The organism is Fontibacillus phaseoli, from assembly GCF_003337355.1.
Taxonomy (GTDB): domain Bacteria; phylum Bacillota; class Bacilli; order Paenibacillales; family Paenibacillaceae; genus Fontibacillus; species Fontibacillus phaseoli.
The window spans coordinates 1-18,852 of record NZ_QPJW01000008.1 but is presented as its reverse complement, the minus strand read 5'-3'; the positions used below and the strand labels follow the sequence as shown (position 1 = coordinate 18,852).

18 protein-coding genes, 2 pseudogenes and 1 riboswitch are annotated in these 18,852 nt (G+C 49.2%); of the genes and pseudogenes, 3 read left to right on the top strand and 17 right to left on the bottom strand.

Features of this window, described 5'->3' with window-relative positions; all coding sequences use genetic code 11:
- Positions 1-5 precede the first annotated feature (5 nt).
- A riboswitch (glycine riboswitch) is annotated at positions 6-86 on the bottom strand.
- A gap of 163 nt (positions 87-249) precedes the next feature.
- Positions 250-1,188 (bottom strand): VanZ family protein, encoded by a 939-nt coding sequence (locus tag DFP94_RS17535; RefSeq protein ID WP_114497773.1) that lies wholly within the window; start codon positions 1,186-1,188, stop codon positions 250-252.
- 174 nt (positions 1,189-1,362) lie between these two features.
- Complete coding sequence (locus DFP94_RS17530) at positions 1,363-1,752, bottom strand: hypothetical protein (protein ID WP_114497772.1); 390 nt, start codon at positions 1,750-1,752, stop codon at positions 1,363-1,365.
- A gap of 189 nt (positions 1,753-1,941) precedes the next feature.
- On the opposite strand from DFP94_RS17530, the gene DFP94_RS17525 reads away from it, so the two are divergent.
- The gene (locus DFP94_RS17525; RefSeq protein ID WP_114497771.1) at positions 1,942-2,862 is read left to right on the top strand and encodes a phosphotransferase family protein; all 921 of its coding nucleotides are present in this window, start codon (positions 1,942-1,944) and stop codon (positions 2,860-2,862) included.
- A 93-nt stretch (positions 2,863-2,955) separates the two neighbouring features.
- Here the strand turns inward: DFP94_RS17525 and DFP94_RS17520 are convergent, their stop codons facing one another.
- Positions 2,956-5,001: a methyl-accepting chemotaxis protein gene (locus DFP94_RS17520; RefSeq protein WP_114497770.1), complete on the bottom strand. Its 2,046-nt coding sequence runs from the start codon at positions 4,999-5,001 to the stop codon at positions 2,956-2,958.
- A gap of 289 nt (positions 5,002-5,290) precedes the next feature.
- Here DFP94_RS17520 and DFP94_RS17515 point away from each other — a divergent pair, with 289 nt between their 5' ends.
- Positions 5,291-5,773 carry a hypothetical protein gene (locus DFP94_RS17515; RefSeq protein ID WP_114497769.1) on the top strand — a complete coding sequence of 161 codons (483 nt, stop codon included), beginning with the start codon at positions 5,291-5,293 and terminating at the stop codon, positions 5,771-5,773.
- A gap of 60 nt (positions 5,774-5,833) precedes the next feature.
- Here the strand turns inward: DFP94_RS17515 and DFP94_RS17510 are convergent, their stop codons facing one another.
- The 7 genes from DFP94_RS17510 to DFP94_RS17480 form a co-directional block, all read right to left on the bottom strand.
- Positions 5,834-6,973, bottom strand: a complete 1,140-nt coding sequence (locus DFP94_RS17510; RefSeq protein WP_114497768.1) for a 5-methyltetrahydropteroyltriglutamate--homocysteine S-methyltransferase — start codon at positions 6,971-6,973, stop codon at positions 5,834-5,836.
- Between the two features lie 256 nt (positions 6,974-7,229).
- On the bottom strand, positions 7,230-7,745 hold the full coding sequence (locus DFP94_RS17505; protein WP_114497767.1) for a DinB family protein: 516 nt from the start codon (positions 7,743-7,745) through the stop codon (positions 7,230-7,232).
- Between the two features lie 100 nt (positions 7,746-7,845).
- Complete coding sequence (locus DFP94_RS17500) at positions 7,846-8,817, bottom strand: helix-turn-helix transcriptional regulator (RefSeq protein WP_114497766.1); 972 nt, start codon at positions 8,815-8,817, stop codon at positions 7,846-7,848.
- Positions 8,818-8,875: 58 nt separating this feature from the next.
- Positions 8,876-9,574: an ABC transporter permease gene (locus DFP94_RS17495; protein WP_114497765.1), complete on the bottom strand. Its 699-nt coding sequence runs from the start codon at positions 9,572-9,574 to the stop codon at positions 8,876-8,878.
- Positions 9,567-10,490 (bottom strand): ABC transporter ATP-binding protein, encoded by a 924-nt coding sequence (locus DFP94_RS17490; protein ID WP_114497764.1) that lies wholly within the window; start codon positions 10,488-10,490, stop codon positions 9,567-9,569. Before DFP94_RS17490 ends, DFP94_RS17495 begins: the two co-directional genes overlap by 8 nt.
- A 19-nt stretch (positions 10,491-10,509) precedes the next feature.
- Positions 10,510-11,445 (bottom strand): sensor histidine kinase, encoded by a 936-nt coding sequence (locus DFP94_RS17485; RefSeq protein WP_114497763.1) that lies wholly within the window; start codon positions 11,443-11,445, stop codon positions 10,510-10,512.
- Positions 11,442-12,167, bottom strand: coding sequence for a response regulator transcription factor (locus DFP94_RS17480; RefSeq protein ID WP_114497762.1), 726 nt, complete (start codon positions 12,165-12,167; stop codon positions 11,442-11,444). Before DFP94_RS17480 ends, DFP94_RS17485 begins: the two co-directional genes overlap by 4 nt.
- Before the next feature lie 184 nt (positions 12,168-12,351).
- Here DFP94_RS17480 and DFP94_RS17475 point away from each other — a divergent pair, with 184 nt between their 5' ends.
- A complete protein-coding gene (locus DFP94_RS17475) occupies positions 12,352-13,842 on the top strand; it encodes an amidohydrolase family protein (RefSeq protein WP_114497761.1) in 1,491 nt (496 codons plus the stop codon).
- A gap of 58 nt (positions 13,843-13,900) precedes the next feature.
- Here the strand turns inward: DFP94_RS17475 and DFP94_RS26105 are convergent.
- From DFP94_RS26105 to DFP94_RS17440, 7 genes and pseudogenes are all read right to left on the bottom strand, one after another.
- Positions 13,901-14,131 (bottom strand): annotated as a pseudogene (locus DFP94_RS26105) (class I SAM-dependent methyltransferase); the annotation flags it as partial.
- Entirely contained in the window at positions 14,128-14,466 is a 339-nt protein-coding gene (locus DFP94_RS17465; protein ID WP_114497914.1) for a DUF1801 domain-containing protein, read from the bottom strand. The pseudogene DFP94_RS26105 and the gene DFP94_RS17465, both read right to left, overlap by 4 nt.
- Positions 14,466-15,089, bottom strand: coding sequence for a TetR/AcrR family transcriptional regulator (locus DFP94_RS17460; protein ID WP_114497913.1), 624 nt, complete (start codon positions 15,087-15,089; stop codon positions 14,466-14,468). Before DFP94_RS17460 ends, DFP94_RS17465 begins: the two co-directional genes overlap by 1 nt.
- Before the next feature lie 383 nt (positions 15,090-15,472).
- Entirely contained in the window at positions 15,473-16,309 is an 837-nt protein-coding gene (locus DFP94_RS17455; RefSeq protein WP_114497760.1) for a hypothetical protein, read from the bottom strand.
- A gap of 143 nt (positions 16,310-16,452) precedes the next feature.
- A pseudogene (locus tag DFP94_RS26100) lies at positions 16,453-16,557 on the bottom strand (transcriptional regulator); the annotation flags it as partial.
- A gap of 78 nt (positions 16,558-16,635) precedes the next feature.
- Positions 16,636-17,058: a VOC family protein gene (locus DFP94_RS17445; RefSeq protein WP_114497759.1), complete on the bottom strand. Its 423-nt coding sequence runs from the start codon at positions 17,056-17,058 to the stop codon at positions 16,636-16,638.
- 168 nt (positions 17,059-17,226) lie between these two features.
- Entirely contained in the window at positions 17,227-18,618 is a 1,392-nt protein-coding gene (locus tag DFP94_RS17440; protein ID WP_114497758.1) for an MATE family efflux transporter, read from the bottom strand.
- Between the last annotated feature and the right edge of the window lie 234 nt (positions 18,619-18,852).

Sequence of the window (18,852 nt, the reverse complement as noted above, 5' to 3'; positions counted from 1 at the left end):
ATATTCAGTACTCTTCTGTCCTTTTGCCTGAGATTGTGAACCCTTCGGCGCCGCGGAAATCCCGCAGTCTCTCCAGAAGCTGCTCCTGCTATAGTGTGATCCATAGCAATCATAGCTTGCGAATTATGAAGTTAATGAAGTTCTGTTGCCGTTCTGATATTTTAACATCTTACTTGCGATGTGATGATTTAATCAGTGATAAAAGTCGCTATGCCGAAAAACCTCTTCTCCGGCGACCAGGCACCCGGCTCAGTTCCAGAAATACTTCATCTCCCTGAATCCGATATCCCAAAGCTGCTCATTTCCCTCTAGAGTGATACTCAGCTCGCCTGCCGATTCGAGGGGGATCTCAAACTTTTCCGGCTCGCGGCGTTGATATTCTTCAGAATTGGAAAGTAGTTCATGACCATCCACCGAAATGCTTATGCTCCCGGAAAAATCCCCGCTTGGATCATCGGGAATACCATAGTACCCGGAAAGAACAAGCTGCTTTTTGCCTAACGCATACGTGTACGTCTCCACCTTTTTGCCGCCGGCGCTAAAGACATTGTGTTGGGGTTCTATGTTTTGTCCGCCAATTTTAAAACTGTACAGATCGGTTCCAGTGGATGTATCGCCGGAGCTATCTTTCAGTTCATTTAGAGCTACAACGGGACCTTCGTGTTTGGTGAACGCTTTGTCTACCAGCCCGCAGGCCACCCATAACCCCGCCAGAAGGACGATCATGGAAACGCCTATAGTGATCATATTTCTCCACACGTTGTTTGTACGAACTCCAAATTTATATGCCCCGAATCCGACCGCCGCGCCCAAAGAATTCTGAATCGCATCGTTCATATCAAAGCTGCCGAGCAAAGTTAAGGCCTGTATGGTTTCAACCACGAGAATGGATAGGAAGAACAAGGAAATAAATCGAATAAAGCGGGTCCGATATAGCATCGGAATCAAGATGCCGAAAGGGATGAAAGCTACGGTATTTCCAAACCCCACGAAATCCATTAGCGTAGGATGCAGAAGATCGGAAACGCTTGGCAGCTTGTAAAAATTGTCCGGCAAAAAAATAAAAGTGTATCCGGTCATGTGCTCAACGGTACCTGTTCTGCCGAAAGCGAAGAAAATAAAATACAGAATCAACATCGTATACAGGACGGTTATGGAAAAAACCAGCTTGCGTTGTTGCGTATTCATGGGGAACTCCTTTACAGTTAGATCATGCGTTATACGAATTTAAACCCAGGACTTTCTCTCCGACATTCGCTCTAACCCCTGGGCTTAAGAACGTGACCCCATTCTTCGGCGAGAAGGCCCGAAGAATCTATTTTTAATCCAAGAGGCCGCCTTTCGGTCAGCATAAATTTCAATTCAGGGAAAGATGATTTCGCCGTCGTTGCTGCTGACGTCAAAAAATCCAACCTTATGTTTTAAAGCCAATTCCCGCATGGTCGTATAAGCTTCCTCAGCCACGGAATAAGCGAAAGCCGCATAGATGACGGCGGAGCCGAGCGAGTAGTCGGTCAACCGGTTATCGGTTCCGGCTTCCTCCATAGCTTCAAAAATTTCATCATCTACGTTCATATTGGGAAAATGCTCAGACAGCTCACTATAAAATCGCTGCAGCGCCTCCGAGCAGACCGAAGGATCATTATAGTTATGGTCTTCCGACCATTTCACTTTCTGATCGTACCAATCCATAAACGCCTTCCTTTCCCTCGGCGCCTTGGACGGCTCGAAAGCCATCAAATCATAGCTCATTTGAATTCCTCCCGTCAATCCTTTTTGGGATAGCTTTTACTTGGCCCATATAAAAATAAAAAAGAGTCCTGAAATTTTTCAAGACCCTATTCAACATCATACTTAAAGGAGAATTATAAGTCTATATCTTTTTCCCCATATATGTAAAAATGTGTTTCGTAAGCCTATGGTGTGGGAGGGACGGCCGTAATGATTCCTGAATGTTTTTCCGATTATTGCTCAACGATCCCCTCGTTGAATGAGGTTACCGAATGGTCGCTGTTAAGGAAATGGGCTCTCTCTGAAGTCTACAGAATAAAGTTCGCAACAGGTGAGGCACGCATAATTAAATGGGGCGGGAGTGAGATGGCGGGAGAAGCCGAGATTTACCGAAATTTAGTGCATCCGCTACAAATCAAAGCCCCACGGATTTTTGAATTTGCCCAACTGAAGAACAGCGGAGTAATAATTATGGAAGATGCGGGCAACAAAGATTTGGAACAGCGGCCGCAGCCTGCTCTTTTTCTTGAGGCAACGCGAGAATTAGCCAGACTAAGAGCGAGAGCAGCAGCCAACCTGGACAAGATCCCTAAGAAGATCGTCGATCATTACACCGTTTCAAAGGAAAACTTCCTGGAGTTCCTGGACGATCTGTTGAATTCGAACCAATTAGCGGCGAAAACAGAAGTTTTATTGAAAGTGAAAACCGTATTACCTCATCATTTGGAAAGACTCTATCAGACGGTACCTGTCTCGATAGTACATCATGATTATCACGCCAAGAATCTTGTGATTCAAGAAGAAAACGGCATGATGCCGATTGACTGGTCCTCAGCCTTTTTAAGCCCTCATCTCGGCGACTTATATTGCTTGATTAAGGAAGTGTGCGCCCGAAGCAAACTAACGAGAGAAGAGATGATTTCGGCATACGCCGCGGGAACTGACTATCCAGTTGACCATCTGAACTGGCAATTGCGAATAGGCGGTCTATGTTGGCTGATAAAGACATTACACTGGCTTGCTTATGGTGGGACAGATATCATCCCCGGATCGGAGAATTGGATACCTGATTTACTAAAAGAAGTAGAAGATTTGTATCAGGAAGTCGTTTCCTGCCAAGCTAATGATTGAAAAGGTCTATTGCAAATCAATGACAGCTAAAATCATACTCAAACAAAACTAAATAACCAGTCGCCGATGATGCATCGGCGACTGGCTGCTTTTCTACAGTCTGAATTCTTTTACGATGTTTTGCAGGTCTTCGGACATTTTGGCCAAGGAGCCTGAGAACAGGTTGACTTCCTCAATCGACGCCAACTGTTCTTGCACTGCGGCCGAAATATCCTTCGTGCCGTCCGCAGAATGTTGTGCCACTTCGGAAATCTGGCTGACGATCTCGACGGCTTGCCCGGTGCTGGATTGGATCTGCCGGGAATACGCGGTAACCTCTTGAATCTGAGCCGTTACATGATTAATGGATTGCTGGATGATCTCAAACGATTCACCCGCTCTGTGAACAACCTCCATACCCAAGTCCACTTCCTTGGTTCCCTTGCCCATCGCTTCGACGGCATGATGAGTCTCGCTTTGAATGGTAGAGATGAGCAGCCCGATCTGTCCTGCCGAATTAGCCGAATGTTCCGCCAATTTACGGATTTCGCTCGCTACAACGGCAAAGCCCCGACCATGCTCCCCTGCACGGGCGGCTTCAATGGCTGCGTTGAGCGACAGCAAATTCGTCTGATTCGCCATATCGGAAATGACTTTGGTCATTTCATCGATTTCGGTTGATCTTGCGCCCAGGTTGGATATGATATCCGCCATCCGGGTGACGGTCTCTTTAATGGAATGCATCTGCGCAATCACGGTCTGAATTTCCTGATTTCCTTCGCCGGCCGTGCGGGAGGTGTGTATTGCAGAATCCGTCACTTGCTGCGCATTAACGGAAACTTGCTGTACGCCCTCAGCAACTTCTGTGATAGAATTGACGCTCGCTTCGACATCATGAAGCTGTTTGTCCGTGCCTTCAGCCATTTGCTCGATAGTCGAGGCGATTTGCTGGGCTGCTTGGCTAGTTTGTTCGGCGTTCGTGGAAAGCTCTTCAGCAGACGTAGCAACCTCATCCGCCGTAACCTGGACCTTCGAAATGAAGCTGCGCAAATTCTCAACCATCACATTAACGGAACGGGATAACTGACCGGCCTCATCCCGAGTACGTATTTTCAACGGCGACACCGTCAAATCCCCCGCGGAGATGCGCTCCGCGATGGAAGCAACTTCCGTGATCGGTCTGGATATTTGTCTGCCTATGACATAAGCAATGATACTGACTACCAGCATGACCAATATGACCACGATCATAACATCCGTTTTAACGGAATCCACCTGCTTCGTAATGGCCGTCAGCGGGAGATGAAGATACAGTCCGTATCCGGACTGCTGAATCGGGGCGTAGACAACGACAAATGTCTTCCCCCCCTCTTGATACGTAACGGAACCGGAGCTTGTCTGTCTGGATTGCAAAATATCCGCCAGGCCTGGCGCAACTCCGGATTCGCTGACGGCCTTCCCGATTAATTCTTTGCTCGGGTGGAGCTGGATCACGCCTTTCGAGTCTACAACAACAGGATAGCCCGCTCCGTTATCGATATGCAGCTCTTCCGTGTACTTATTCATAAATGCTTCGAAGTTGACCAACCCGGTAAGGACACCCATGACTTTACCGTCTTCTCCCGTTACCGGTGTCGCTACAATAATGGAACGGCTACCGGTCGATTTCGCGACCACCACTTCGCTATAGGAAGACTTGCCTTGCAAACCATCCTTAATGTAGCCCCGTTCGCTCAGATCCACCCCGATATTGCTCTCATACGTATCCGCAGAAACAACGCCGTCCGTGGAGGTAAACGTATTGCCGTCAAAAACCTGGGTGCTTTCCGTAAAGTTTTTAAGAAATCTGGACTTTGCCGCTAAATCCGTCGACTTTATATCCGATGTAGAAGCCAGGATTTGTACTTCCGCCATCCGCTGTCCGATATACTGGTCCACGGTGTTGCTTGTGCTGGTAACCAGCTTTTCGTAACTCTCCCTTTGTTTATTGATAAGTTCCGATGAAGTCTGGTTAAAGATGTAACCGGATATCGCAACTAACGGGAGTAATGCCACAACTAGAAACAAAACAATAATTTTATTTCGCAACTTGCCGTTAAATAAACCCGTGATTCTGTTAAGTCCTTCTTTTGCCTTTTGCGGGAATTCATAACTTTTCATTAATCGCACCTCTTTGTTTGTAATATTTCCGGGAAAACTAGTTTGTGTAACCTCGAAAGGCCCGCTAACCACATTAGTTTTATTTGGAAATATCAACCACAACAGGCGCTGCACATTATCACTAGTAATATACAGTATAAGTCAGAAAAATTTCAACATTTTTCCACATTATTCGACTAGAACTTATATGTTGGAAAACTCCCAAATGAAGGAGTTTCTGTGTATAATTACTGTATACATTTAACTGAAATGCACTGGAATTACGCTGTTGAAAATGAGGGGATCTATAATGAATGAACTTGAAAGATTGCTTCAGGTGCTTTTTCCCGAAAATTTAAATAGCAAAACACTTAGACTAAAAAGGAATTTGGAGCATCATTTTCAGACTTCGATTAAGGAGCTAACTAAGCAAGGGATATCCTATTCTGACGCTTTTGCCATTACCCTAGAGAAATTAGGTGGCACAAAGAAGATTAACAAATTAATAAAGAAAAGCAGTGAATCTTTCTTTACTTCAAAATATTTTATAGTGTTAGTTTCTTTATTGCTTGGATATCCATTAATTGTTTATATAATCTTTGAAATTTTCAGCATAGAAGAATTTCCCCTGCTGCTGTTTATCCCCTTCTTGATTGGTATAGCTATGTTAATCGGTAAACTAAATGCGGTTAGTCTTGATGCCAAAATGAACCGATTCAATGACCTTAATAAGCATTCAGATAATACGACTGTATTTAGCGGTGGAGGAATTAAATACAAAGAAAAAAAATGATAAGCTACGCGGCATGCTTCTTCGTTACACGGATGCCCGTGTCGCACTTCGACCTACTGATTACTTCCAGATCTCTTCGGCAATTTCTTTAATAAAAGCAAGCTTGCGCCATTGCTGCTCCTCTGTCAGATGGTTGCCCTCTTCCGTGGAAGCAAAGCCGCATTGCGGACTCAGGCAAATCCGATTCAGATCGACGTATTGCTTCGCTTCCTCGATGCGCTTCAGAATATCCTCCTTACTTTCAAGCACGCCAATTTTGGATGAAAACAAGCCAAGCACGACCTGCTGATCGTCCTTCAGGAAGCGAAGCGGCTTGAAATCGCCGGCCCGTTCGGTATCAAACTCCAGATAGTAGCCGGAATAGTTATCGATGCTCAGGAGCGTTTGCGCGATAGGCTCGTAACCTCCGCCTACCCCGGCATAAGTCGAAACATAATTGCCGCGGCATACATGGGTCGTTACAACGAGATCGTCCGGCAGACCGGATACAACTTCCTCGTTCAATTTCGCAAATTCCCGCGCATATTCGGCTACGTTCACGCCGGCCTGCTTCATGAAGGCCATAAACTGTTCGTCGCAAAGCGCTCCCCACGTACAATCGTCAATTTGGATGCTGCGGCAGCCTGCATCATAGAAGTCAAGAATCGAGGCTCTGTACGCTTTGGCAATATCCGAGACAAGTTCTTCCCGATTCGGGTATATTTCCTTCGTGCTATCCTGATTTTCCGCCCGGTCGAGCTCGAACAGGAACTGCGCCGCCGCAGGAATCGATTGACGCGCAACGACGTCCTCGCCTGCAGCTACTTTTAAAAATTCATAATGCGAAACAAAAGGATGACGGCTGCAACTTATTTTGCCGGTCAGGCGGGCCGTTTCGGGTCTGGACTGGGCGCCGTTAAATCGGTAGCCTTGATCAATGAGGGTCCGTTCCACACCTTCAAATCCCCAAAAGAAGTCCAGATGCCACCAGGAGCGGCGGAATTCGCCGTCGGTTACAGCTTGAAGGCCAACCTCTTTTTGTTTCTTCACAAGCTTGACGATTTCGTCATTCTCCACTTCCCTCAGCTGCTCAGCGGTAATTTCGCCGTTCTGGAATTTTAATCTGGCGTCTTTCAACGCGCGGGGACGCAAAAAGCTGCCCACGATATCATATCGGAATGGAGTAACAGTTCGCTTTTTAGGTTCGGTTTGAATGCTCATAGTTTAATCTCCTCGTATAATAATTTAAAATTAATATAGCATATCCGATTGACTATAACGTTCTACCAAAGAGTTATAGCTGGTTATAGTTATCAGCTATAGCTAACCGGATTTTAATCCCCCTTCCTACCACGAATTCCTCCAGAAAGATTATTCTTGCCTAATAGGATCGTGCAGCATACCAACTATTGAGCAAAATTAAAAGGCACCCCCGTTGGGCGCCCCTCCAATGCCTAATCCTATTCGTTTCCCCCGTTTACCGCTGACCTTCCTGCCGTTCCAATAAATAGAACATATAATCGGTCGGGACACCGGCATACCCTTGCTGCCTCAGCATTGCGGTCACATTGCCCCGGTGATACGTCCCGTGGTTGACCACATGCCGCAGGATGTCGGAGAAATGCGTATCGAGACGGCCGTACTTCGGATGCTCGATCGTCATCGCCTTATCCGGATCGGGCGTACGCCGCAGCAAATCGCGAAACTGTTCAGCGACGCCGGCGAACAGCTGCCGTATCTCTTCCAAGGTTTTGCCCTGCGTTTCCTCCGTCCAGGCCGGAATCTTCGGAAAAATGTCGTCGTTCGGAGCTTCCGCGAGCACGTACATATAGAGCTGTTCGAACAAGTACATGTGCCCTAACGTTTGCGACACGGACGGGAATACGCTTGTCACTTCCGCATGAAACGCATCCTTCGGAAGCTGCTCCAGGTGGGCGAAAAGCCGGTCGTTCGCCCAAACATGATATTCGTACAATTGCGAGTGTTGAAGCATGATGAATTCACCTTTCCTTTATCGTCATCCTTTGATAGCCATTACCGCAGCCTTGTCTCTATCGTAAACCGGGTTCGCTGACAACCGTTGTCAGCGAAGTTCAATCGGGATCGTCTTCGTAATGTTTTGCGATTCCGTGTGCCATTTCCCGGATCCGAATCTTCAGCTCCAGCGGTTCGCGAATACGAATGGCCGTACCGAACATCAGCAGATACGTCGGAAGGTACTTGTTCACCGTCGGGATGTCGAGCAGAAACCGCGCCTCCCGATCAGTCCGTTCCTTCAAATAGTGGCGCAGATGCCAGTGGCCGCAAACTGCGTTCAGGGCGTCTTGCTCTCCCTCGATGCGGATGACCGTCAGCGGTCCGTCCGCCTCCCGTTCCCGCTCGGACTGATCGCGGAAATACGCGGATGCGGAGAAACGCTCCGGCTTTTCGAACCGCGCTTCGGTCGGCTCCAAGCGCGCGATACGGTCCACACGGAACGTCCGCACCGCCTGCGACCGATGGCAGAACGCGACTACGTACCATTCGTTCCGGTCGTAAGCCAACCCGTACGGATCGACTTCACGGTCGTCGGCCTGCCCCGCATTTTCTTTGCGATAGGCAATGAGGACCGTCCGCCCGTCCTTCTCCGCCTGCTCCAGGTCCCTGAGCAGCGGAACGACGGAAGGCGGACGCGCCGGAGAAATCACATCCAGGCCGCTCGTCTGACGGGACAGATCGTGGCGCTGCTCATCGTGCAGCCCGTTCTCCACCTTCTTCAACGCGCTTTCCAGCTCTTCCGTATACGGGTAGCCGGCGCCTTGCGTAAATTTAAACGCGTCCACAAGCGCCTTCAGCTCTACGGAGTTGAAGAACAGTGGTGTCTCCTTGAAGCTTTCCAGAATGTGAATGCCGCCGTCATGGCCCGATTCCGCGACGACCGGCACGCCGCTGGCGCATAGCGCGTCGATATACCGGTACACGGTGCGGACGCTGATCTCCAAACTGTCCGCGATCTGCGCGGCGGTGAACTTCCTTCCGGATCGCAGCATCCAAAGCATGGACAGCATGTTATCCCATTTCGCCATCGGGAGCACCTTCTTTCCTCGCAAAAGTAAAACTAGCTACGGTTCTCTCTGCGCAGCCCTAGTTCACGTCCTTCATCTCCAGACGAAACATCGATAGCCAGGCAATCCACAAGCCGGCGGCTCCAAGCGACAGGTGGATCGCGATGATGGAGTTAATGGATACCAAAGGTCTGCTAAAGCCGGAGTCTACGATGAGCACCAGCAGGATGGAGGAGACCATGGTGGCCGTTACCGAATGCTTGCGCATGCCGAATAACAAAGGAATCAGGGACATCGCGGCAGCCGACAGCGAACTGACGGTGTACTCGAGCAGCAGCACTCGTACCTGTTCCATCGTCAACGAATCCGCAATGAAGGGATAGAAGCGATCCACGGCGACCAAAACGAAACCCATCAACACGTCGGTGAACAGGATCATTCCGAACGTAAAAACGAAGATGATGACCAATTTGGCAGCGATCAGCTTACGACGTTTGATCGGATACGTAAAGAGCACGCTCACCGTTTTGTTCCTGTATTCCCCGACAATCATTCTTGAGATCAGCGCTCCGGCGAATATCATGAAGGTTGCCCTGACAAAGGTATCGATCAACATGAACGACTCCGGATAAGTGGCATAAGCGTAATCCTCAGCTCCATAATCGGTAAGGCCCAGCAAGGTCAGGAACAGAAGGATCGCCAGGTCGGCCAAGGCGGCATAGCCGATATGACGGGCAAACCGGTACTTCCGGAGTTCCAGCGAGATCAGTTTAAGCAACGTCGCCCCCTCCCTTCATCAGGTTCATGAAGTAATCCTCCAGAGAGTGCGCCCGTTTGAAGATCGATTCGATCGCGACGTCGTAGCGAACGAGGCTCGCATTCAGCTCCGAAGGACTCACGCCCGGATCGTAAACCCTCAACGTATGCTCGCCCACCAGCTTGTAATTGCTTAGTCCGAGCAGATGCTCCATGACGTATGCCGCCTTGCGGACGTCGGTCGGCCGGAGCTCGATGTATTCGTTGTGTTGTCCGCGTATGCGTTCCATCGACACTTCCTCGATCAGCCGCCCTCCGCGAATGACGCCGACCGTATCGGCAATCTGCTCGATCTCGCCGAGAATGTGGCTCGAAACGAGCAGCGTGATCCGGTATTCGGCGCTAAGGCGCTTGAGAAGATCGCGCAGCTCCTTGATGCCTGCCGGGTCCAGACCGTTGATCGGCTCATCCAAAATGAGCAACTCCGGCGTCGTGATCAATGCGCGGGCTATGCCAAGCCGCTGCTTCATGCCGAGGGAAAATTCCCGGACGGGCTTCCTGCCCGTATCCTTCAGGCCCACCTGTTCCATCATGGCGCCAATGACCTTTTTGTCCGGGAATCCCATATATTCGCAGTGCAGGTCCAGATTCTCCCGGGCCGACAGGCCGTCATAGAAAAACGGATACTCGATCACGCTGCCCATGCGTTTCAGCACTTCGTACGAATGGGGCGTAAGCTTCTCCCCGAACAGTTCGATCTCGCCCGCGGTCGGTTTGACCAGGTTGGTTAGCATCCTCATCAACGTCGTTTTGCCTGCCCCGTTGTGCCCGAGAAATCCGTAGATTTCGCCTTGCCTGATGTTCATGCAGACGTCGGACACCACCTCCGTGCCCCCGTACGCCTTCGTTACTCCAATCGTACGCGCTATGTATGTCATCGTTCCATGCTCTCCTTTGCTAGGCGGACTTCAGGAAAAACGTGAACACGGTCCGCTCGCGGGGCACGCTGTGCAAGCCGATGGTGCCTCCCATGCGCTCAACGAGCCGCTTCGTAATGGTCAGACCGAGTCCGCTGCCTTGGTAGAGGCGATTGCGCGAATCCTCCAGGGTATACATTCGCTCGAAGACTCGATGGTGCTCATTCTCGGGGATGCCTTTGCCTTTGTCCCACACCTGGATGGCAACCTTCCCTTCGTCCGACCGCTCCAGCATCAATCCCAGCAGTTTGCCATCGGCCCCATACTTCATCGCATTCGTGATTAAGTTATCCAGCACGCGCTCCAACGCCTCCGCATCGGCCATGACATACAGGTCTTCGTCGGGCATGGACACCTCTAACCCCATTCCCAGGCTCGCAAGCATGTCGTAAAAGGACAACAGCTTCAAGCGGCATAGCTCGCTGGCATTCACGCGGGTCAGCACCATCTCGGTATCGCCTGCCTCCAGCTTGGCCAGGTCGAAGAAGGAATGTACGAGATGGAGCACCTCCTGCGCCTTGTCATGGATATTGACCGTCATCGCTTCCCGCTCGCGCTCAGCCAGTCCGCGGTGGTCATGAAGAAGAATCTCGCTGTAACCCAGCACCACCGTCAGCGGCGTCTTCAGGTCATGCGAGATGTTGGACAGCATGCGGCGAATCTCGATCTCCTGATTGGCGTAGCGCGCTCCTGCCCGATGCGCTTGGTCGAGCAACCGGTTCATGGCAATCAAGAGTTGCTCTACCTGAGCATCGCTGTCGAATATCATCAGCCGCTCGTTCGTGCCTTTATCCAAGATAGAGTTCAGCTTGCCGTGAATATAGGCGAACTGGCTGCTTCGTTTGCGCTGACGCGCCCAAAGCACGATCACGGCAATGCCGAGCAGCGCGGTGGAAGTCACGAAGAACCAGATCATGGCCGATCCGCCTCCAGCTTGTACCCGAGGCCCCACAGCGTCTTGATGTATTGAGGGTCGGACGGATCCGCTTCCAGCTTCTCGCGCAAACGACGCATATGTACGTTAATGATGTTATCGTCGCCGTAAAAGGCATCGTTCCAGACAGACGCGTAGATCTGGGCCTTCGTATATACCCGGCCCGGATGCCCCGCGAGCAGCTTCAGGATGCCGAACTCTTTGGACGTCAGCTTCACGGGCTGGCCGTCCCGCTCGACGCCGTACGTCTCCAAGTTCATGACGATACCTCCGACCCGAATGACCTCGCCTTGTTCCGGCGAATCCACAGCCTGGCCGAGCGGCACGGCATAATTGGAGCGGCGAATGGCCGCTCTCACGCGGGCGGTCAGTTCGATTAGCGAGAAGGGCTTGCTTACGTAATCGTCCGCGCCCAATTCGAGGCCCAGCGCCTTGTTCACCTCACCGTCCTTGGCCGACAGGATAAGAACGGGCACCAAGCTAACGCTCCGGATCTCCCGCAGCACCTCCATGCCGCTTCTGCGCGGCAGCATGAGATCCAGAATGACCAGATCGTACCGGGAAGGCTGCGCCGCGAACAGGCGCTCTGCCTCCATACCGTCGTATGCATACGAGATGCGATAGCCCTCTTTTTCCAGATAAGGCCCCACCATTCCACTGATGGATCGATCATCCTCGACAAGCAGTACATGATTCCCCGACATGAATTCCCTCCGCGAACGTTTTGAATCTATTAACTCATAGATTCCGAACGGTGACAACCCGGCTTCCTTCCACCCTTTTCATCTGTAAGCTTTTTGTAAGGAACGATTAATAAAAAAGCAGGATTCACACTCTACAATCAAGTTATATCGGTTGATAGCATTCATTTCTACGAGGAGGACAAAGATGAGTTTAACGAGGAAAGTGAGCAGTTTCAGGAAGTCCCTATTAGGGTTCATAGCATTATTGATTGCGTTAGCGGGAGGTACAGGTACCGGTTATGCCAGCATCGAGCCTGCGACTAGGCAGACGCTGGTGCTTCAGCATGCGACGATCGTGGACGTAAGTTCCGGAAAGTTAATCGACGATCAGACGATTATCATTAAGGATAATAAGATCAGTCACATTGGAAACAGCAGAGAAACGGCCATCCCCGATTACGCGCAAGTACGGGATGCTAAGGGCCAATACGTCATTCCCGGTCTGTGGGACATGCACATCCATCTGGAAGATAACTATAAAGATGCTTTCCCGCTCTTTCTGGCGAACGGAGTGACCGGAGTAAGGGAGATGGGGGCAGCGCTTACAAACATCGATCTGTGGAAAAGAAGTATTCAAGCCGGTTTGCCGGCCCCACGTCTTGTCTATGCAGGTTCGACCCTAGATGGAGGTCCGGCAGACGAGGCCCCCCACATGTTCTACTTGAAAACAGAGGAACAAGCACGCGAAGCCGTCCGTATCAATGCGGCAAAAGGAGCGGATCATATCAAGGTATACTCTTGGTTGCCGCGTCCCCTGTTTCTGGCGGTCATGGATGAGGCCCAAAAGTACGGTTTGCCGGTGGGCGGTCATTTGCCGGTTGAGGTACGGGCCAGCGAAGCCGCTCAACTGGGATTCAAGAACATAGAACATCTGCACGGTTTGTTTATTGCCACTTCGAGCATCGAAGACGATATTTTCAAGAATGCCGACATGAGCGATTTGCTAGGTTATTCGCTGGCAGAGATCAAGGCCTCCGAATCCTATGACTCCGTAAAGGCCAACAAGCTGTTCCGCAAATTCAAAGAAAAGGGAGTCTGGCCCGTACCGACCATTGTTACCTATTTGAATTCGGCCAAAACCGAAATCGATCCACGGTCCAAATACGTGCCGACTGCCGTGCAGAAGCAATGGGCCGAAGTGATTCGCGCCACTCTTCCCGAACAAATGGAGTTAATGGCAGCCATCAATTCCACAACGCCAGGCATGGTCAAAAAGTTGAACGATGCCGGTGTGCCTATGCTCGCAGGCACCGACTCCAGTTTCGAAATGTCTAACTTTATATACGGTGTATCCTTGCATGATGAACTCGAACTGCTAGTTAAAAGCGGCCTCACCCCGCTGCAGGCCCTGCAAACGGCAACGCTGAATCCGGCGCGGTTTTTGGAGAGAGAGCAGGAACTGGGCACCGTAGAAAAAGGAAAGATCGCCGATCTCGTGCTGCTTGACAAGAACCCGCTGGAGGACATTCGAAACACGACAAGCATCTCCGCGGTTATCTTGGATGGGAAACTGATGGAGAAGCATACTTTGGACCGAGCGGTTAAAACATACCCCGTGATAAAAGTTGCCGATATGAAAGATGAACCGGAAGGATCCGGGCAGTCTGCCAATAATCACATCCCTCATAATCATTAATGCGGCCAAGCCCTTCCCTTCCCGAATAAGGAACGGAAGGGCCTTGTTCATATTTGGTCTCAAAAGGAAGGTGCTCGTCATCCTCCACAAAAAGGACAGTCACACCCGGCGGCTCAAATCGTTCCTTGGCGACGGACAAATTCGGCCGATAGCCTTCGGTGGCGCAAACGGATTTCGGCCACGGCCTCAACATCGACAACAGCTCACCACCGCCGGTTCCCATATCCAGCATCGATTTGGCAACTTGCATGAGGGGGATGGCCATACTTCCGTAATCAATCCATGCTACAGAGTGCTTGAAGCCTGAACCAGCAGATTGGCCAGGAGATCGTAATCCGGTGTATCCTCTTTGCGGATTTTTAGCCATTTCCTCTCGTCCGGCCCCTCAAATCCTTTCGGAAACGTAAGGCCGGAAGCATTCATGATCATGAATGCAATGGCATCTTTCGATGGGGAAATAACCGCCGCATAATGTCCATGTTTCAGGAAATGGGGCTTTTTGTATTGAATGCGTTCTTCGGCTTCCGGAATCACCTGATGTACCATCTGGCGCAGTTGGTTGCTGATCTCGATTTGCCATGGTTGACTAAGGTTCTCGATAAATGCGGAAACTTCCTCGTTCATCATTTCTTTTGCAGCTCCTTTTCACATTGTACTTTGGGAAGAGTTAGAGACCTTACGAAGATATTCACGTTCTCTTGTATGAACTGATCCAGACGGATACCAGGATAGTTGTTTCCGGCATCCAAATCATTAATGAACGCACCATATTGCGCCATCATGAATGTGAATGCCTGCATGGTTGGATTTGAACAAACTATTTTTTCTTTTTCATCCATCTTGTTAAAGTATTCTGTCAGAAACGACAATAGTTGGCGAGGATGTTGCAACCGACGCTCTTTAAAGCCCGGAATATGGACTTCATCCTTTATGGCTATCTGTATCAGCTTTCGGTCACGATTCATGATCTCATGGTATTTTTTACTTATGGATAGGAGGTCACTTTCTAACTCCCATACAAGCTTCTCGCTAAAGAGGATTTGCATCTCTTCGGCATACTGAAAACGTTCAAGCGCGGATTCGAGTAGATTTTGTTTGCTCCCGAAATGTCGAAACAGTGTCTTTTCGCTTAATCCGGCGGCTGTGGCGATTTCCTGCGTCGTGACGCCGTTATAGCCTTTTTCCGAAATCAGATCGATCGCAGCACGTAACAATTTCTCCGCACTCACTTGTTTAGTTTGATGCATGATCAGCTCCCCTTCTGTAGAATAGGCATAATGTCTGTCAGTAGTGACTGACATTATAATAACCAAAATTTACCCTCCAGTCAAGTATTTGCAAAATACTACCGTTGCTAGTCTATAGTTCCGGGTAAATTGGGCTGGATATTCATTAATGATTAAAAGATGAAACTGGATTACATTTAACTTTAGAATCGACAATTTGAAGGGTTCAATCCTAATTTTAGAATATGCGCAAAATTGGAAGTGACACCTAAGAGGGATGCCTTGGCATCCCTCTTTAGTCTCGTTTACTGGAATTTTCTCTTTTTACCAATATAGTAGATTTCTTCTGGTCCCAGATAGCTTTCCGCAGGTTTCTTTTCGAACACTGTCAAACGGACTCATCCTTATCTTTTTTGCAAAAAGATCCACCATTGCCGGTCAAAACCGGGAATAAAAATCTCTTCGCAACCCTGAATCCCGTTCAGCCAGCGTCTGGCCAAAGGGATGATATTCTCAAACAAATCTGCCGGGTAGCCCCAGTCAAGATCCAGTTGGAACATATAATGATTCATAGCGATAACGCCATCAGTCCGCAGAGATTTCAATAAAGTGTGGATCAAGGCGATAAAAGGCTGCCTGGCATGAACCTCGAGTGTACCTGAGGCAACCTCCTGCTGAAGAAGTTTGATCATGGCCGGCAAAGTTTCCATCCAATCCGTATGGATGGTGTCGATTCCAGCCTGTTCGCACAGAATCGCCTGGATGATATCATTGACCGCATGCTGAAAAACGATAATATCCACTGACCCGGAAGGCAGATGTTTTTCGAGATAAGCGGCATCTTCCTCTATGATTTTCATATGCAGGGGAAGGCCCAGCGTTTTCTGCAGCAAACTGGCGGTGAGGCTTTTATTCATATTGGCCGTTATGTATGTACTGTTCGGATGGGTTCGTGCCATGACCTGGGGAACCATATCTGCATCACCGGAAGCCACCTCCAATAATGTCAGGTCATCTCCCAGCTGCAGCGCTTCAAAAACCTCCGCCCAGCGCGCTCTGAAGTAAACTTCATTTACAACGGTAAAGTGGGCAATCGGACACTCCAGCAACAGTTTAAGCTGGTGTTCAACCTCGTTTTGCGGGAGGGAGCGATATTGCTCCCGTTCTTGCTCGCTCAAAAAACGTTGTGCACGCTCATTAACTAATGGATACCATTTGTCTACGTCATCTAACGGAATCATATTAAGCTTCCCTTTCCTGGCTATAACTATTTTTGCTACTATTATATTTATTAATGGATTTGCCAACCATCTGCATTATTAAAGATATATAGGATAAACTAAAGTTTTTTTTGGAATCCGACTGTTAGTTCAAAACGTAACGAATTCGACTTTTCCTTGTTGATGCCAGCATAGTCCGTGTAATCGCTCTTGAGCTCAGTACCAAGACCAAAGACGATAAAGCTCTCTTTTTCTTCAAGGGTAATAATTTCCCGCTCCGACGATTAGATCCAAACTGTGCAAAAAAAGAGTCGCACCATCATTTGGGGCAACTCTTTATCCATAATTTAGTTTTGAATTTCCGTATAAATTTGAAAGGTTACTCCGAATTTGTCAGTTACATCACCAAATCCAGGGCTAAAGGGTTCTTCCATAAACGGCAAATTGACTTGACCGTCTTGCCGAAGGGCTTCATAGATTCGTTTTGATTTTTCCACGTCGTTCGTTGTAATGCAAATGGTTACCCGTTTTCCGTTTCCAATAGGTGAACCCCCTGGAGCGTCAGAAAACATGAGTTCCGCTTCACCCACTTGTAACTTTGCGTGTGCTACAAGGTTCTTTAGATCGTCATTAAAAGTATTTGGCATTTCCGGCATTTCTCCGTAAGTAATGATCGAGAGAACTTTGGCACCGATGGCTTGTTCATAAAACTGAATAGCTTCCCTTGTTTTTCCCTCCAAAGTAATATAAGGGGTGAGTTTTACAGTCATAAATTGTACCTCCTTGGGTTTAGATAATATTCGATTCATTAATATAGACGATTTAACCGCCATAAAATCATCGGTATGTCGTGAACTCCAGACTGAAGGCATAACAAGAAGCCACTCCTCTTGAGAGAAGTGGCTTCTTGCGAAAACATTCTGATGAAATATACCTGTTTAAGCTTGCGCTCCCATGCCGTTTTCCGAAATGGAAACAGGCTTCACGAGCGCTTTCTTCTCCCAGGCCCGGCTTCTCCAGCGAAGCAGCATAATGACCCCGCGCAGCCATTCGTCCACCGTAAAAGCGATCCATACGCCAAGCAGCCCCATCCCGAAATGAACGCCCAGCGTATAAGCCAGCGGCACCGAGACGCCCCACATCGAGAGTACGCCCATCAAGACGGGAAAACGTGCATCCCCGGCGGCGCGCAGCGAATTAATAATGACGATATTGAAGGTCCGACCGGGCTCAAGCACAATGGAAAGCAAGAAAATACTCGCTCCGAGTGCAATAATAGTAGGGTCCTTCGTGAACATGCCGATCAGCTCATGCCGGAATATCACTGCCGTACCGACAATGGCTAACGTCAACACGAAGCTGATCCTCACACTCTTCATGAGTCTTTGGTACGCCGCTTTCATTTCCCCCGCACCGACCATTTGTCCGACGATGATTTCCGTACCGGCCCCGATCGCCATGGCAAGCGCCATAAAATAGTTTGATACATTCATAACGTATACATGGGTGTTTAACGCCGTGATGCTAATCATATTGACAAAGCTCATGATCATGAGGTACTGCGACTGCCAAGCGAGATGCTCGCCTGCAGCAGGCAAGCCCACACTCATAATCTGTTTGGCATAAGAGCCCTTCCATGTCACGAAATCCCTTCCACGAATCGGTGAGGGAACCCGACGATATAAAATCAAGAAAAGAACCACGATGCCAAGCAAACGGCTGACGACCGTGGATATCGCCGCTCCCGTAACGCCCCATTCCGGAAAGCCCCAGTTTCCGAAAATAAGCAAATAATTTCCCGTTACGTGGATGATATTGACACCTAGAGTTACATACATCACGCTTTTCGTTTGTCCGCTCGCACGGATTACCGACGAAACCGCGTAAGAGAGTGCTTCAATCCATATAAAACCGCCGATGATCTTTAAATAATGGCTTGCAATCCCGATTTGTTCGGGATCCAGGTTCATGAGCCGCAGGAGAGGCTCGCCGCAAAGAAAAAGGACAATGCTAACGAGAATCCCGAAAATCAGGTTCATCGTAATCGCCAGCGCCGAGATGCGGCTCGCCTCTTTCTCCCGCCCGGCGCCGATATACTGGGAAACCGCAACGCTGGTGCCAATTCCCACAAAGCCAAACATCAGAATACAGAAATAAATAATTTCATTGGCTAAACCTACCGCCCCTGTCGCCTTGTCGGATATGCGGCTTAACATAAATACGTCCACCGTACCCAGCATCATCCGAAGTACGGAATCAATGAAAATGGGCCATGTCACGGCAAAAAGGCTAAGTTTTTTCCAGGATGGAATACGATCTGATAAGGTCACGTTTTACAAGCTCCTACCATGTTTATTTCTCTGTCGACTTCCCTAGTGTAGCGCCCGCAAGCTAATACGTCTATGGGTTAATTTTTCGCCCCAGGTCCATTCCGGTCGGAACAAAAATAATAGCGCCCTATTGGGCGCCCAGATTGTCGAGAAACCCATGGTCAAACTTAGACCATGGGTTTCTCTTTAGGTTATGGAATGGGTGAAAAGGGGGGAACGAGAGGTTACCCCCGT

What these genes read in the sequence shown, in the direction of transcription:
- DFP94_RS17500 (WP_114497766.1), bottom strand. Translation starts at nt 8,817, where the DNA reads ATGGCGAAATGGGATAACATGCTGTCCATGCTTTGGATGCTGCGATCC.
- DFP94_RS17515 (WP_114497769.1), top strand. Translation starts at nt 5,291, where the DNA reads ATGAATGAACTTGAAAGATTGCTTCAGGTGCTTTTTCCCGAAAATTTA.
- DFP94_RS17535 (WP_114497773.1), bottom strand. Translation starts at nt 1,188, where the DNA reads ATGAATACGCAACAACGCAAGCTGGTTTTTTCCATAACCGTCCTGTAT.
- DFP94_RS17460 (WP_114497913.1), bottom strand. Translation starts at nt 15,089, where the DNA reads ATGCATCAAACTAAACAAGTGAGTGCGGAGAAATTGTTACGTGCTGCG.
- DFP94_RS17455 (WP_114497760.1), bottom strand. Translation starts at nt 16,309, where the DNA reads ATGATTCCGTTAGATGACGTAGACAAATGGTATCCATTAGTTAATGAG.
- DFP94_RS17530 (WP_114497772.1), bottom strand. Translation starts at nt 1,752, where the DNA reads ATGAGCTATGATTTGATGGCTTTCGAGCCGTCCAAGGCGCCGAGGGAA.
- DFP94_RS17480 (WP_114497762.1), bottom strand. Translation starts at nt 12,167, where the DNA reads ATGTCGGGGAATCATGTACTGCTTGTCGAGGATGATCGATCCATCAGT.
- DFP94_RS17525 (WP_114497771.1), top strand. Translation starts at nt 1,942, where the DNA reads ATGATTCCTGAATGTTTTTCCGATTATTGCTCAACGATCCCCTCGTTG.
- DFP94_RS17475 (WP_114497761.1), top strand. Translation starts at nt 12,352, where the DNA reads ATGAGTTTAACGAGGAAAGTGAGCAGTTTCAGGAAGTCCCTATTAGGG.
- DFP94_RS17505 (WP_114497767.1), bottom strand. Translation starts at nt 7,745, where the DNA reads ATGCTTCAACACTCGCAATTGTACGAATATCATGTTTGGGCGAACGAC.
- DFP94_RS17510 (WP_114497768.1), bottom strand. Translation starts at nt 6,973, where the DNA reads ATGAGCATTCAAACCGAACCTAAAAAGCGAACTGTTACTCCATTCCGA.
- DFP94_RS17445 (WP_114497759.1), bottom strand. Translation starts at nt 17,058, where the DNA reads ATGACTGTAAAACTCACCCCTTATATTACTTTGGAGGGAAAAACAAGG.
- DFP94_RS17520 (WP_114497770.1), bottom strand. Translation starts at nt 5,001, where the DNA reads ATGAAAAGTTATGAATTCCCGCAAAAGGCAAAAGAAGGACTTAACAGA.
- DFP94_RS17490 (WP_114497764.1), bottom strand. Translation starts at nt 10,490, where the DNA reads ATGACATACATAGCGCGTACGATTGGAGTAACGAAGGCGTACGGGGGC.
- DFP94_RS17485 (WP_114497763.1), bottom strand. Translation starts at nt 11,445, where the DNA reads ATGATCTGGTTCTTCGTGACTTCCACCGCGCTGCTCGGCATTGCCGTG.
- DFP94_RS17465 (WP_114497914.1), bottom strand. Translation starts at nt 14,466, where the DNA reads ATGAACGAGGAAGTTTCCGCATTTATCGAGAACCTTAGTCAACCATGG.